The sequence below is a fragment of the Kribbella ginsengisoli genome (genome assembly GCF_039537185.1).
GTDB lineage: Bacteria > Actinomycetota > Actinomycetes > Propionibacteriales > Kribbellaceae > Kribbella > Kribbella koreensis.
Genome location: NZ_BAABAA010000008.1, coordinates 60,270 through 73,517, shown reverse-complemented (window position 1 = coordinate 73,517; position 13,248 = coordinate 60,270). Strand labels below are relative to the sequence as shown.

At 67.8% G+C, this 13,248-nt stretch carries 16 protein-coding genes; 8 read left to right on the top strand and 8 right to left on the bottom strand.

Features of this window, described 5'->3' with window-relative positions:
* Position 1 precedes the first annotated feature (1 nt).
* On the bottom strand, positions 2-1,015 hold the full coding sequence (locus ABD768_RS27720) for an ornithine cyclodeaminase family protein (RefSeq protein WP_344845495.1): 1,014 nt from the start codon (positions 1,013-1,015) through the stop codon (positions 2-4).
* A gap of 134 nt (positions 1,016-1,149) precedes the next feature.
* On the opposite strand from ABD768_RS27720, the gene ABD768_RS27715 reads away from it, so the two are divergent.
* On the top strand, positions 1,150-1,857 hold the full coding sequence (locus ABD768_RS27715) for a YqeB family protein (protein WP_344845493.1): 708 nt from the start codon (positions 1,150-1,152) through the stop codon (positions 1,855-1,857).
* Between the two features lie 77 nt (positions 1,858-1,934).
* A complete protein-coding gene (locus ABD768_RS27710) occupies positions 1,935-2,321 on the top strand; it encodes a pilus assembly protein CpaE (protein WP_343970236.1) in 387 nt (128 codons plus the stop codon).
* A gap of 151 nt (positions 2,322-2,472) precedes the next feature.
* On the opposite strand, the gene ABD768_RS27705 is transcribed toward ABD768_RS27710, so the two are convergent.
* Positions 2,473-2,844 (bottom strand): hypothetical protein, encoded by a 372-nt coding sequence (locus ABD768_RS27705; protein WP_344845491.1) that lies wholly within the window; start codon positions 2,842-2,844, stop codon positions 2,473-2,475.
* A 26-nt stretch (positions 2,845-2,870) separates the two neighbouring features.
* Positions 2,871-3,587, bottom strand: coding sequence for a M15 family metallopeptidase (locus ABD768_RS27700; protein WP_344845488.1), 717 nt, complete (start codon positions 3,585-3,587; stop codon positions 2,871-2,873).
* Between the two features lie 175 nt (positions 3,588-3,762).
* On the opposite strand from ABD768_RS27700, the gene ABD768_RS27695 reads away from it, so the two are divergent.
* Complete coding sequence (locus ABD768_RS27695) at positions 3,763-5,103, top strand: sensor histidine kinase (RefSeq protein ID WP_343970243.1); 1,341 nt, start codon at positions 3,763-3,765, stop codon at positions 5,101-5,103.
* Positions 5,082-5,849 carry a response regulator gene (locus ABD768_RS27690; RefSeq protein WP_344845486.1) on the top strand — a complete coding sequence of 256 codons (768 nt, stop codon included), beginning with the start codon at positions 5,082-5,084 and terminating at the stop codon, positions 5,847-5,849. Before ABD768_RS27695 ends, ABD768_RS27690 begins: the two co-directional genes overlap by 22 nt.
* A 255-nt stretch (positions 5,850-6,104) precedes the next feature.
* On the opposite strand, the gene ABD768_RS27685 is transcribed toward ABD768_RS27690, so the two are convergent.
* Positions 6,105-6,446 carry an MmcQ/YjbR family DNA-binding protein gene (locus ABD768_RS27685; RefSeq protein WP_343970249.1) on the bottom strand — a complete coding sequence of 114 codons (342 nt, stop codon included), beginning with the start codon at positions 6,444-6,446 and terminating at the stop codon, positions 6,105-6,107.
* 130 nt (positions 6,447-6,576) lie between these two features.
* A complete protein-coding gene (locus ABD768_RS27680) occupies positions 6,577-7,092 on the bottom strand; it encodes an ester cyclase (RefSeq protein ID WP_344845483.1) in 516 nt (171 codons plus the stop codon).
* Between the two features lie 145 nt (positions 7,093-7,237).
* Between ABD768_RS27680 and ABD768_RS27675 the strand changes: the two genes are divergently transcribed.
* From ABD768_RS27675 to ABD768_RS27660, 4 genes are read left to right on the top strand one after another with little or no spacing between them, the layout of a single operon-like run.
* Positions 7,238-8,275 (top strand): alpha/beta hydrolase, encoded by a 1,038-nt coding sequence (locus ABD768_RS27675; RefSeq protein WP_344845481.1) that lies wholly within the window; start codon positions 7,238-7,240, stop codon positions 8,273-8,275.
* Positions 8,276-8,285: 10 nt separating this feature from the next.
* Positions 8,286-9,413 (top strand): MFS transporter, encoded by a 1,128-nt coding sequence (locus tag ABD768_RS27670; RefSeq protein WP_344845479.1) that lies wholly within the window; start codon positions 8,286-8,288, stop codon positions 9,411-9,413.
* Positions 9,414-9,461: 48 nt separating this feature from the next.
* Positions 9,462-10,208, top strand: coding sequence for an esterase family protein (locus ABD768_RS27665; RefSeq protein ID WP_343970259.1), 747 nt, complete (start codon positions 9,462-9,464; stop codon positions 10,206-10,208).
* Positions 10,209-10,219: 11 nt separating this feature from the next.
* Entirely contained in the window at positions 10,220-11,455 is a 1,236-nt protein-coding gene (locus tag ABD768_RS27660) for an ATP-grasp domain-containing protein (RefSeq protein WP_344845476.1), read from the top strand.
* Between the two features lie 6 nt (positions 11,456-11,461).
* On the opposite strand, the gene ABD768_RS27655 is transcribed toward ABD768_RS27660, so the two are convergent.
* From ABD768_RS27655 to ABD768_RS27645, 3 genes are read right to left on the bottom strand one after another with little or no spacing between them, the layout of a single operon-like run.
* Complete coding sequence (locus tag ABD768_RS27655) at positions 11,462-11,794, bottom strand: hypothetical protein (RefSeq protein ID WP_344845473.1); 333 nt, start codon at positions 11,792-11,794, stop codon at positions 11,462-11,464.
* Positions 11,791-12,822: a serine hydrolase domain-containing protein gene (locus tag ABD768_RS27650; protein ID WP_343970268.1), complete on the bottom strand. Its 1,032-nt coding sequence runs from the start codon at positions 12,820-12,822 to the stop codon at positions 11,791-11,793. The genes ABD768_RS27655 and ABD768_RS27650 overlap by 4 nt, the downstream gene beginning before the upstream one ends.
* A 9-nt stretch (positions 12,823-12,831) precedes the next feature.
* Complete coding sequence (locus ABD768_RS27645) at positions 12,832-13,191, bottom strand: ArsR family transcriptional regulator (protein ID WP_344845470.1); 360 nt, start codon at positions 13,189-13,191, stop codon at positions 12,832-12,834.
* Positions 13,192-13,248 lie beyond the last annotated feature (57 nt).

Here is a 13,248-nt window from a genome sequence, read left to right as displayed (position 1 = left end):
GTCAGTGGAATCTCAGCATGGTGCCGACATCCGCCAGCTCGGCTCGGCGGAGGATGAGGTGGGCGATGGCTACGTCGAGGAGGGAGAGGCCTCGGTGCCAGAGGAGGGTGCGTTCGGCAGCCGATTCGCGGCCGGGTTTTTGGCCGGAGACGATGTGGCCGAGTTCGGCGTACAGGGTCGATGGCGACAGACGTCCGGTGTCTACGTGGCGGCGGAGGGAGCCGAAGCGGCCGGATTGCGCTTCTCGCCAATCGTCGACGACGACCTTGTCCATCACGTCCAGGAGGTCCAGTTCGACGGCGCTGACTGTGCCGTAGGGGACTACGAAGGCACCTGGGCGGATCGAGGCTGTGCGGAGCAGCGGCTCGGGCTCCATCAAGCGGGTGGCCTCGACGATGACGTCGGCGCCGTCGAAGGCCTCCTCCGCGGTCGCGAAGACGCGTACCGGCGTGGACAGCTCCGCAGCCAAGTCGGCGGCGAACTTCTCGCGCGACTCCGGGCGCCGCGACGTCACCCGGATCTCGTCCAGGTCGAAGAGATCGTCGAGCATGGTGACGTTCCACCACGCCGTACCGCGCGCGCCGGCATGCGCCAGCACCTTGCTGTCCGGCCGCGCCAGATACCGCGCCCCCACCGTCGTCATCGCCCCCGTCCGCGCCGCCGTGATCATCGTCGCGTCCAGCACCGCCAGCGGTACGCCGGTAGTCGGATCGAACAGCGTCGCCATCGCCAGCTCACTCGGCAGCCCGACCTGGTAGTTCGGCACGAAGTCGCCGACCACCTTCACCCCGCTGATGCCATGCTCACCCAGCCGATTGAGATGTCCGCGCAATACGTTGAAATGCCCGATCCCACCGTTGTCCGGCATCAGATGCACCCGCGGCTCGAAGCTCGTCTCGCCTTCGCCGTGATCGCGTACGGCCGCCTCGACCGCGTCGACGATCTCCAGCCTGGTGAGCCCGAGTGAGTCGATCTCGGGACCGGACAGGAACCGCAGCCAGATGCCATCAGTCATGGCCAGCATCGTGTCACCCGCGTCTGAACCCGCCGGAAAACGACCAAGGAACGGTCAGCCGGCTACCAAAGTCACCCGCGAACACGCCTGAGCGCTGCTAATTTCGGGGCCATGCGGCCGGAACGGAGCGGGAGATGACCACGGATTCGTCCACCAAGACGGTGATCGGGCACTCCGCCGCGGACAAGCTCCTCCTGTACGGCGGCCTGCCGCTGCTCGGGCTGGTACTCGGCTACTTCCTCCCCCGGATCGCCGACTGGGCGACGAAACTGGAGTGGGTGCCATTCCAGGGACCGCTCGAGCTGATCTCGCGCTGGGACGGCTGGTGGGTGGTCGCGATCTGCCTCGCGCTCGGCCTGATCGGCGGTGTGCTGCTGGCGGCGATGGCGCTCGAGGACACGCTCAAGACGACGGTCGGCAACACCGAGGTCGAGTTCCTGAAGAACCAGCGGACCACCCGGGTACCGCGGGAGAAGGTCGCGCTCGCGTTCCTCGACGGCAAGGAGATCGTGCTGCAGGACAGCCGGTCGGCCGAGCTCGCCCGGGAGAAGCACGACGAGCTGGGCGCCACCGCGAGGACGAAGATCCAGGCTGCCTTCCGCGCTCACGGCTACCCGTGGTCGGACGCCGGTGATCCGCACGAGAGCGAGTTCCGCCGCTGGGTCGAGGACGACCCGGACCTGCCGCCCGCGGCGAACGCGGTCCTGAAGGCGCGGTCGAAGGCGTTCGACCAGGGCGACAAGGGCAAGGCCGACCTGCGAGAGCTCCGGCTGGAGCTCGGCAAGCTCGGTTTCGTGGTCCGCGACCGCGAGAAGAAGCAGTACTGGCGACCCGTCCGCTGATGCCCGGAGCCGATCGCGGCGGTCCGGCTGGTGACACGGCCATTTGATCCCTCGCCGTCCGGAGGGACGATGGAAGCGTGATCACGGTTGAGCAGGCGCGGAGGTTGCGGAAGGCCGGCGCGATGTGGGTGCCCGGCGCCGGCGACCGGTTCGTCGTACCGGACCGGGAGATGGACGACGACGTGTTCGTCGTCAGCGACATGACCGTCGAGGTGCACGACTACCCGGGCGGCAAGGTGATCGGCTTCAACGGTACGACGGAGTGGGCGCTCGACAGCATCGAGCAGCGCGAGGTGATCTGGCTGCCGCGCGAGGAGCAGCTGCGCGCGTTGCTCGGCCCGCATTTCCAGCGGCTCGAGGCGGTACCAGGCGGTTATGCGGTCGTACTGACCGACGGCCGCTACCCATCGGACGATGCCGAACAGGCGTACGCCGAAGCTCTCCTGGCGCTCCTCAACGGGTGAGCGCCGAGGGGGTTGCGCCACAACGGTGCACGGCCGGCCAGGTCTGGGCGGGGCCCCTCAGCAGCGCCCGTACCTGGCCGGCCGTGGCCGGTGGCACAACCCCCTCCTTTCAGTAATTGCGTTTACCTGGGTACTACCTGGGAGGAAAGTCTCAGTGGGCCAGTGCCGCCCGCAGCTCGGCCGCGCGGTGAGCGACCCGGTCGCGCGACGCGATGCTGAACCCCTGCGCCTGCAGCTCGAGGATCGCGGTCGCCTGCAGCTGGCTGACGCCGAGCAGCTGACGGACCCGGAACGCGGCGGTCAGCCGGTCGGAGGCGCCTTCGATCGTCCGCAGTACCTCGGTACGCCGCTCGAACGCGGTCAGCACGCCCTCGTAGATCTCCAGCTGCGTGTACGCCGACCGGTCGGGCTCGACCTGCTCGTCCTTCGCGGCGCCACCGACGACCTGACGCCACAGCGTCGGTACCGTGTGGCGGTTGCGGTTGGCTCGCCGGGTGATCGGCAGTGCATATGTCATCGTCATCAGTTGCGCTCCTGATTCGGTGGTGGTCAGCCGCGCTCGGCGGGTGAGCTGTCTTGGAGTGGTGGGCACTTCTTGCCCGGCGACCGCAGGGCCTCGAAATGCCAGGGCTCGTTGTCGTAGATCCGGCAGATGCCGTACTTCCAGCCGACCCGCTCCAGCCAGGCCATCGCCGACTGGGGGGCGATGTCGACCGCCCGGCCCTGCACGTGTTCCGACTTGTCCGGCGGCAGCACCCAGCGGGTGGCCGCCTTGTACGAGCCGTACTTCTTGATCGCCTCGTCGAACAGCCGTTGCTGCTTGGCGGCGCTCCGCCGGCCGGAGTTGATCCGCATCGGGATTCCGGCTGCGTGCGCGTCGGCCATCGCCTTGCGCAGCCGGCCGCGCAGCACCGGGGCCAGGCCCTCGATGCTCTCCTCGGAGTACTTCTTCTTCTCGTCGGTCGACTCGGTTGATTTGGTGGACTTGGTCGCCTCGGGCGACGGCGTCTTCTTCGGCTTGGACTCTCCGGCCGGCGTCTCGACCGGCGCCGAGGTCTTGCGCACCGGCTTGCGGGCCGGCGGTGGCGGCGAACCGTTGGGTCCGCTCGCGACGACCGGCTGCTTGTCGCCGCTGGAGTCGAAGGACAGCAGGTCGATCACCTGGGCGTGCCAGATCAGCAGCGAAGCGACGACGACCACCCCGGTGACAGACAGCAACCGGGCCCGCACCGAGAACGGGCGGCGCGGCGGCAGGTCGTTGGTCATGGGGTACAGCCTCTCGGGTCGGCGGGTTCGCCACATCGGTCCCAGGGACCGTCTCGGACAGCCTTAAGTCGGACCTGGGTATCAGGTCCGACGCCCGCTCTCATCCAAAAGTTGGAGAAAACCACCCCTCCTGGCGCAGGAGCCGAAAATTGTCGCCCACGACTACGCTCTGCAAGTGACCTCATGGCGTCGGCTTGCCGCGTGGCAGCAGGACATTCTGCTGGCCGCGCTGGTCGGCGTTGTCTGGTTCGGGGGACTCGCTGTGATCAACAGCAGCGATCTGCGGCCGAAGAATCCGAGTGTCTCCGTCGTCACCGGGATGTTCCTGGTGATCACGATCGCGATCGCCCGGATGGTACCGAGGATGACGCTGCTGTTCGTGTCGATCTGCTATCCGCTCGTCTACGCGGCGGCGGAGACCGGGCTGGCCGAGCAGATCGGGCTCAGCATCTTCCGCGCCCCGGCGATCAGCGACGCGGCGCTGCAGTCCGAGCTTCACCTCGCCCCGCTGCTGGTGATCGGGTATCTCGCGGCAGCGAGCGGAGTACGGCGGTTCACCTGTCTGTTCTTCACCATGGGCAGCCTGGCGGCGCTGATGATCGGCCTGCCGGCGGTGGTCGCGATCGTGATGAGCCACGCCCCGCCGAGCGTCTACCGGTACGGCGAGCGCTACGCGAACCTCCCCCGCGACCCGTACAGCCTCTACGGCTACATCGACCTCTCCCTGTTCGTCTTCGCCGAGGCACTGATCTGCGGCATGGTCCTGCTCGGCGCCAACGCGCTGCGCCGCCGCAAGAGCCTGCTCGTGCTGGAGCAACGCAACACTGCTCTGGTACGGCTCCAGGCCATCGAGGCCGAGCGCGCGGCGGCGGCCGAGCGGACCCGGATCGCCCGTGACCTGCACGACGTCGTCTCGCACCACATGAGCGCCGTGGTGATCCGTGCCCAAGCAGCCGACCGTGTGGCGGACCAGAAGCCCGAGGCACTACGGGAAGCCGTGCGCTGGATCGCTGCCAGCGGCCGTGAAGCGCTGACCGCGATGCGGGAGACCGTGCGAGTACTGAACACGGCGGCCCCCGGTGCGAGCGCGCTGACCGCGCCGGTGCCCGACCTGGCCGACGTCGCGCGGATGGGCGACCGGCTCAAGGCGGTCGGTATCGACGTGACCATGCAGCTGCCGACCCGTAGCCGGCAACTCACCTCGGCCACCGACCTGACCGCAGTACGGATCATTCAGGAAGCACTGACCAACGTGATGGTGCATGCGAAGGCCACTGCCGCGCATGTGAGCTGGCAGAGTGGACCGCAGGGTGAGTTGCTCACCATCGACGACAACGGCAGCGGCGGACCGCCGCCGGTGAACGTGCTGGAGACCGCCCGGCGGCAGGAGAGCGGTCGCGGGAACGGACTGATCGGAATGCGCGAGCGCGCGCACGCGAGCGGCGGCACACTGACCGTCGCCGCCGGACCACTGGGTGGATGGAGAGTGCAGGCATGGTTGCCGCCGCAGAGGTGAACAGCTCGGGGCCGGAGAAGATCAGGATCCTGGTCGCCGACGACCAGGGCGTGATCCGGATGGGCCTGGCGATGATCCTCGACCACGAGCCCGACCTGATGACGGTCGCGCAGGCCGGCGACGGCGAGGAGGCGATCCGGATGATCGCGCAGTACGACCCGGACGTCGTGCTGATGGACATCCGGATGCCGGTGATGGACGGCCTGGAGGCGACCGAGCGGATCACCAAGGCCGCCAAGGAGTCCGGGCGGGATCGGCCGGCTGTGCTCGTGTTGACGACCTTTGACGACGAGGCTTACGTGCTGAGCGCAGTACGGGCCGGCGCTTCGGGCTTCCTGCTCAAGGACACCGATCCGGATCTGCTGGTGTCGGCGGTGCGGGCGGTGCATCGGGGTGACTCGCTGGTCGATCCGGCGTCGACGCGGGTGCTGCTCGAGCGGTGTGTGGAGTTGGAGCGGCAGGTCGGCAGCGGTCCTGCTGATTCGGCGCCGGTTGGCGCGGGGCGATGGACCGGGCCGCTTGCGCAGTTGAGTGAGCGTGAGCGGGAGATCCTGGTCTGGATGGCGCGCGGGCTGTCCAATCGCGACCTGGCGGCGAAGCTCTTCGTCAGCGAGACAACGGTGAAGACCCACGTCAGCAGCGTGCTGTCGAAGCTTGGGCTGTCCAGCCGGGTCCAGGCGGTCGTCGTGGCGTACGAGGCAGGTGTCGTCCGGCCGGGCGAGGCCGAGGTCCGCTGGGAGGGCTGACTCAGCTCAGCAGGAACCACGCGCCGATGCCTGCGGCGATGAGCACGACGATGGTGAGCAGTTGAGCAAGTAGCGACGCCTGGCGGCGTTGTGGCAAGAAGTCCCCGGTCATACCTTCAAGCCTGCCGGGGAGAGCCGTGCTTTCCATCCTCCCCGGGAACGGTTCCGACGTGACGCAAGTCGCCTCCGGGGAGCCCCGGAATCATCCCCAGGGATGACAACCACTTCACATTGTTGCCGTAGGCCCCTGTCCGGCTACTCGCCGAAGTACTCGGCCGCCACCTTCTTGGGCACGCACATCCGCCAGGCCTCCAGCACCAGCTCGCGCAGCTCCTCCTCGTCGAGCACGGCGAGGTTGACCTCGATCCACTTGTACCGCTCGTCGGCCTTGCTCGGCGGCAGGAACTTCTCCGGGTACGCCGCGATCGCCGCTGCCCGTTCTTCCTTGGGAAACCCGATCCCCATCGTCTTCTCGTCCCGCGACAGCGCGAGGTAGACGATCTGCCCGACCCGGAACTTGATCCGGTCGCGCACGACGACCTCATAACTGCGCGGCAACCCCTCGGTCACCGCCCGGATGTCCTCCAGATCGACCATTCTTCGCCTCCGGGTCCGCGCAAACCACCCCTGACGCCACAACCGCGCCGCGTGCCGACCTTACCTCCAGACACTGCCAAGGCCTGTCAGTGTTCCGGCATTGCGCGGGATGACTGCGGCGGCGGACGGTTCAGGAGCGGCGGGCCTTGCGGAGGGCCAGGAGCATGCGGATCAGGAAGACCGGGGTCGGCGGGATCCAGCCGAGTTGCATCGCCTGGCCGAGGTCGTCGCGGTTGGCCCAGTGCTCGATCACCTTGCCGTCGGCCAGCCGGAACCAGTGCGTCTGGGTCACGGCAAAGCTCTTCCCGGTGGGTGGGAACGCCTGCGCCGCCCGCCCGTTCTCGTCGTACGTGACGAAGGGGCCCGTATGCCGGCCCGACATCGTCGCGTGCAGGACGACCAGGTCGCCTTCCACCACGGCGTCCTCGACCGTCCAGCCGAGGTCGGCGTACGCGCCGCGCAGCCACTCAGCGGTCGCGTAGTAGGCCTCCGGGCCGCGGCCACGGCAAGCGAGTGGCTCGTCCACTGCCATCCGATTGGTCGCGTCGGGATGGAACAGCGAACGGAAGTCCGCCGGCGATCCGCTCGCCATCACCATGAGTGACTCGATCGCGACTTCCTTGGCCGCCAGTTCGGTCGATGTCATCGCAGCTCACTCCAGAGATCAGATGTTGTCAGCATCACTTTCCGGCGCTTTCCCAGCGTCCGCATCGGTACCGAGGTGCCTATATCGGGCCCGGCAGGTGCCCATACCGGACGATTCCGGCGCCGGAAGGCCGTACCGTGGTCTGATGCCCGAAGCAATCGTGAGCGCGGTCGAAGGCGCTGAAGTGGTGTTCCGCCTCGGCGACCCGTCGCATGCGCTGACCGGCGTGCGGCTGTGGGAAGAGCTCGGGCTGGCCGCCGAGCAGCTTGAGTTCAAGCCGGTCGACTACGGCTGGGAACTGCGGCTGCCGCGCCCCTCGGTGCACCGGATGGAGTACCTGTTCGACATCGCCGGCAGCGGCATGCGGACCGACCCGACCAACCCGCGGGTCGTCGGCGGCGCGTTCGGCGAGCACTCCTGGCTGCCGCTGCCCGGGTACCTCGAGCCCGACTGGATCACGATCGAGCCGATCGCGTCGACCCTGACTCCGCTGGGTGTCGACCCGACTCCGGTCGGCCCGATCGACGTGACCGTCTGGTCGCCGGACGGGATCGCGCCGGGCTTCGAGCTGCCGTTGCTGCTGGCCCACGACGGGCCCGAGTTCGCCGCGTACGCCGGCCTGACCCATTACGTCGGCGCCATGGTTGCCGACGGCACGCTGCCACCGTTGCGTCTCGCCCTGATCCGGCCGACGTCACGCAACCTCTGGTACGCCGCCAATCCGGCGTACGCCGAAGCCCTGACGCAAAGCGTGCTGCCGGCGGTCACGTCGTCGTACCGGAGCAAGAAGCCGGTCCTGATGGGCGCAAGCCTCGGCGCGCTCGCCGCCCTGTACGCCGAATGGCACCACCCCGGCACCTTCGCCGGGCTCTTCCTCCAGTCCGGCTCCTTCTTCACCCTCGACACGGACCCCCAGGAAGCCCGGTTCGAGTACTACGCCGAGGTCACCGGCTTCGTGAACGAGGTGCTCGAGGCGACCGCCTTCCCGAGCAGCCCGGCCATCTCGATGACGGCCGGCACGCCCGAGGAGAACGTGCACAACAACCGCGTGATGGCCGCCCACCTCGCCAAGCTCGGCCTCCACGTCGCCTTCGACGAAACCCCCGACATGCACAACTTCACCGCCTGGCGCGACGTCCTCGACCCCTGCCTGACCGAGCTGCTCAACCGCGTCTGGGCATAGGCTCGAGCGGGTGCTCAAAACACTCGCGGGATTCGGCGCCTTCGGTCTCTTCTGGGGTGCGTGGGGAGCGGCCCTCCCCGCGGTGAAGGCCGAAGCCGGCGTCACCGACGCCCAACTCGGTGCTGCGCTGCTGTGCGTCGGCCTGGGCGCCCTCTTCTCCATGCGCTTCACCGGCTACCTCATAGACCGGTACGGCGGTGTAGTGCTGCCCGTCGCCGTCCTACTGTTCGCCGCCTGTGGCGTACTACCCGCGCTGGCCGGCTCAGCGGTCGCCCTGGGCAGTGCACTCTTCCTGCTCGGCGCCACCTCGGGCGCAACCGACGTAGCCATCAATGCGACCGGCTCCTCCGCCGAGGCCGCCAGCGGCAAGCCACTGATGAACCTGGCCCACGGGCTCTTCTCCATCGCGGTAGTCGTCGCCAGCCTCGGTACTGCGGGCCTCCGCGCCGCCGGAGCCGGTGCACTGCCGGTGCTCGGCGGGGTGTTCGTCCTAGTCGCTCTGGTTGTAGCTCTGGTCCTCGCGCCCGGCTCGACGCGGATCAAGCCGGTAGTGAAGGAGAAGGCGCCTCGCCGGCTCGAACCGGCGCTACTGATCTTCGGCGGACTCTGCGCGCTCGCCTACGTGGTCGAGAACGCCTGGCAGAGCTGGAGCGCGGTACACCTCGACACCACCCTCGGCGCAGCACCTGCTCTCGCCTCGAGCGCACCAGCCGTCTTCGCAGCCGCTGCAGCGACTGGACGACTCACCGGCAACGTCCTCCTCCGTCAACTCAAGCCCACGCAACTCCTCGTAGCCGGTGGCGTCATCGCAGCCCTCGGCAGCGGGTTGGCGGCGGCAGCTGGCAGCCCCTGGCTCGCACTCGTCGGCATAGCGATCGCAGGTCTGGGTACTTCGGTCTGTGCGCCAACCATCATCGGTATGGCCGGTGCCTGGGCCGGGCCTGAGCGGCGGGCCAGCGCCATCTCCACTGTCACCACGATCGCCTACCTCGGCTTCCTGCTCGGCCCTGCCGCTGTGGGTGCGGTGTCGAGTGCATGGTCGTTGCCCACGGCATTGGGTGGGGTCGCAGTACTCGCTGTAATCGTCGCTGTCCTCGGTCCGGTGGCAGGACGCGCTGGGACGAAGCGAGCGAGGTAAAGACATGGCAGGGTGGCGACCGGGACACTAGGACAGGGGTGAGGCCACATGGAGCGCGAGCAAGTTGAGCTGGATGCACCAGGGCTGGATAGGCCCGGCACGCTGATCCGCTACGGGCACTACGGTCGCCCGGTGCTGGTGTTCCCCAGTGAGCAGGGCCGGGCCTGGGACTACGAGAACAACGGGATGGTCGGAGCAGTGGCCGACCTGATCGAGGCCGGCCGGGTCAAGCTGTACTGCGTCGATTCGTACGACCATGTGAGCTGGTCCGATCGCAGCATCCCGCTGGAGGAGCGCGCGCGACGGCATGGGCTCTACGAGTCGTGGATCCTCGACCACGTAGTACCGGCGATCGGCAGCGACACCCCGGGCGCCAGCGACATCATCACCACCGGCTGCAGCCTCGGAGCCTTCCATGCGCTCAACTTCGCGGTGAAGCGGGCAGACCTGTTCCCGATCGCGATCTGCCAGTCGGGCAACTACGACGCGGCCAGCTGGCACGCCTGGGGCGAGCGCGGCGACGCGACGTACTTCAACAACCCCGCCGACTACCTGCCCAACCTGGAGGGCGACCACCTCGAGTGGCTGCGCCAGCGGCTCTTCCTGGTGCTCACGGTCGGCCAGGGCGACTGGGAGACCCACCCGACCGGTTCGCTGCCTTCCGCGCGCGCCACCGCTGCAGTACTCGCTGCCAAAGGCATTCCCCATGAGCTGGACCTCTGGGGACACGACGTAGCCCACGACTGGCCTTGGTGGCGCAAGCAGCTCGCCCACCACCTGCCCCGATTCGTCTAAGGAGCTTGAAGATGGCTGACCGCTCTCAGCACTTGATCGGGTTGTTGCTCGGCGCCGAGGAGGACTGGCCGCAGGCGTTCGAGGCGCTGCTGCAGCGCGTCGGCCCGGTCAAGACCGGCGACCGGACCCACGAGTTCGGCACCGAACGACTGACCATCGAGCCGTTCGACCTGAACGACCCGGTCCGGGTCGAGCTGGTGATCGACCGGCTCGCCTACTGGTACTACCACCCGCGCGAGTGGCTGAAGAAGGCCGCGCTGATGAACGGCACCTACCTGCTCAACTCGCCGTTCACCTTCCAGGCGATGGAGAAGCACAGCGCGTACTGCGCGATGCTGCGGCTCGGCCTGAAGATCCCGCGGACCGTGCTGGTGCCGTTCAAGAACCCGGTCGACAACGTGCGCTGGGCGTACACGTCGGAGAAGTACAACAAGCCGTTCGACCTGGACGCGATCGCCGACGACCTCGGCTACCCGATGTACATGAAGCCCTTCGACGGCGGCGGCTGGCGCGGCGTCTCCCGGATCAACAACCGCGACGACCTGCACACCGCGTACGACGAGTCCGGCGAGATGCTGATGCACCTGCAGGCCACGGTCGAGTACGAGAAGTTCGCCCGGGCGCTGTCGATCGGCGCCGAGACGATGGTGATGGACTTCCGCCCGGACGAGCCGATGCACAACCGGTACGCCGTGTCGCACGACTTCCTCAGCCCGTCGGCCGGTCATCAGGCGGTCGCGATCAGCCGGATCGTGAACGCCTTCTTCGGCTGGGAGTTCAACTCCTGCGAGATGCTGGTGGCCGGCGACTCGGTGCACCCGATCGACTATGCGAACGCCTGCCCCGACGTCGCGATCACCTCGCTGCACTACTACTTCCCGTGGGCGATCAGCGCGCTGGTGAAGTGGTCGGTGTTCTCGCTGGCGACCGGCCGGCGGACCAAGGTCGACCTGCACACCGAGCGGTACTTCGCGATCGCCGACGACGACTCGCTCGACTACGACGCCAAGCTGGCGGGCTACCTCGCGCTGGCCGACGAGTACTTCGAGACCGCGAAGTACCACGAGTGGTGTGCCGAGAACCTGACCGATTTCGACGCGAAGCTGGTCGACTGGGTCTCCGGCGACGACTTCGACCGCATCCTGCGCGAGACGGTCGCCGCCACCTACCCGGCCCACGAGCAGGAGAAGTTCCTGGCCCACTTCCGCGGCCTCACCGGCCTCTGGGTGAGCGACCAGGCGAAGTAGCCGCCGTCAGACGAGTAGTGCGACCAGCGTCGCGGCAATGATCAGTTGGGTGGCTGCGGAGATTGCGCGGCGGCGGGGGCGGGCGGGTCTGAGCCAGGGGAGGCCTGGCCAGGCCCAGCCGGAGTACGCCGTGGCTGCGGCCAGCAGGGCCAGGCCGACGAGCCAGAGCCAGGATGGGACGTGTTGCCAGTTGGTGATGGTCCGGGAGAGCAGCAGGAAGAGGATGCCGGCCACGAGGATGATGAGCAGGTCCAGGCGGTCGCGGAGCTTCCTGGCGCGGATCTGCCAGAGTGCGAGCAGCGGATAGCCCACGGCCAGGGCGATGGCGTAGTACTTCACGACTGGTCCGCCAGGAGCTTGGTGGCGAACTCGTCGACATCGGCGGCCACGTCGGACAGCACCACGACAGCTCGCTTCTTCTCCAGGTCGAGGCCGACGAACGAGCGGTAACCGCCGGTACCACCGTTGTGCCAGACCATCTGGCGGTCGGTGCCGGTCAACGGACTCGTCAGCCAGAAGTAGCCGATCCGGTCGCCCTCCTCGAAGTCACGTCTCGGCGCCAGAGCTTCGACTCCGTTGCCTCGTAGCAACGACTGGGCCAGCAGCGAGAGGTCGCCTGCACTGGAGACGATGCCGCCGGCCGGGGCGTAGCCGTCCTGGATCCACGGCTCCTCCTTGCGTCCCCCGGAGCTGTAGCCGGGTGGGGCCGCGTCGTCGATCGTCGTCGGCACGTGGGTTTCGGCCAGGTCGAGTGGCTTCAGGAGGCGCTCGCGCAGGAAGTCCGGGAAGCTCATGCCGGCCCTGCGTGCCAGGGCTTGGCCCAGCAGGGCCGCGCCGACATTCGAGTACGCCGGTTCGCCGCGGCCACCCGCGTCGGCCTTCGCCTGGCTCATCACGTCGTCGACGGTGTACGGGTAGGGGTTGCCCGCGTCGAGGGTGGTGAGCAGGCCGCGCGCTACGTCGAGAGGTTTGGTCGACGTACGCGGGAGACCGGAGTAGTGGGTGGCGAGGTCTTCGAGAGTCGCGGTGGAGACCTCGGCGCCTTGCAGTGGGAGGAGTGTGCCGACCTGGTCGTCGAGCTTCACCTCACCGTGGTGGATGGAGTTTGCCAGCAGCAGTCCGGTGAAGCACTTGCTGAGCGACCCGATCTCGAACTCACTGTGCTCGTTGGCACCCCGCCCGGCGAAGGTCAGCGAGTTGTCGCCGATGACAACGACTTCGAGGCGATGGCCGGCGCCGGTGTAGTGCTGATCGATGTACGTCTGGAGTTTGTTGTCACCTGTCCGGTTCGGCTCCAGCTCGATCGTCCGCGGCCGAACCAGCCAGCCTCCGGCCACAACTGCAAGCGCGACCACTATCGCAACCACTTTCAAGGCTTACCTCTGCAGGGCTTCCAGGATTGCCAAAAGGGCGACCACGCGTGGTGGCGGGACGGAGAAGGTACCGCGACTAGGACTGTGGAGCCAGCCCTCAGCCGTCAGTTGCCGCAGGTGGTGATAGATCTGCCCGCTGGTCCCCAGCCCGTCGACCTCGCTCAACGCATTGACGGTGTTCCTCCCCTGGACGATCTCCTGCAACAGCCTCAGCCGCACCGGACTCCCGAGCGCAGCCAACGCCCCGGCGAACCCCGCCCAGTCCTCGGCCACCTCTGCGCCCCGTGTGGACAACCCCTCGGATTCCAGCGCAGCCACGCGCCGTTCCAGCTCTGTGAGCCGGTTATCCACAGGGTTCTCCACATTGTGGATAGTACGTAGTTACGTAGCTATTGCAAGTACCGGCAGAAGTAGGGTGGC

Coding starts and splice junctions, on each gene's coding strand:
- ABD768_RS27705 (WP_344845491.1), bottom strand. CDS start 2,844: ATGACGATGACATATGCACTGCCGATCACCCGGCGAGCCAACCGCAAC.
- ABD768_RS27665 (WP_343970259.1), top strand. CDS start 9,462: ATGGAGCGCGAGCAAGTTGAGCTGGATGCACCAGGGCTGGATAGGCCC.
- ABD768_RS27660 (WP_344845476.1), top strand. CDS start 10,220: ATGGCTGACCGCTCTCAGCACTTGATCGGGTTGTTGCTCGGCGCCGAG.
- ABD768_RS27720 (WP_344845495.1), bottom strand. CDS start 1,015: ATGACTGATGGCATCTGGCTGCGGTTCCTGTCCGGTCCCGAGATCGAC.
- ABD768_RS27715 (WP_344845493.1), top strand. CDS start 1,150: ATGACCACGGATTCGTCCACCAAGACGGTGATCGGGCACTCCGCCGCG.
- ABD768_RS27700 (WP_344845488.1), bottom strand. CDS start 3,587: ATGACCAACGACCTGCCGCCGCGCCGCCCGTTCTCGGTGCGGGCCCGG.
- ABD768_RS27680 (WP_344845483.1), bottom strand. CDS start 7,092: ATGACATCGACCGAACTGGCGGCCAAGGAAGTCGCGATCGAGTCACTC.
- ABD768_RS27675 (WP_344845481.1), top strand. CDS start 7,238: ATGCCCGAAGCAATCGTGAGCGCGGTCGAAGGCGCTGAAGTGGTGTTC.
- ABD768_RS27685 (WP_343970249.1), bottom strand. CDS start 6,446: ATGGTCGATCTGGAGGACATCCGGGCGGTGACCGAGGGGTTGCCGCGC.
- ABD768_RS27690 (WP_344845486.1), top strand. CDS start 5,082: ATGGTTGCCGCCGCAGAGGTGAACAGCTCGGGGCCGGAGAAGATCAGG.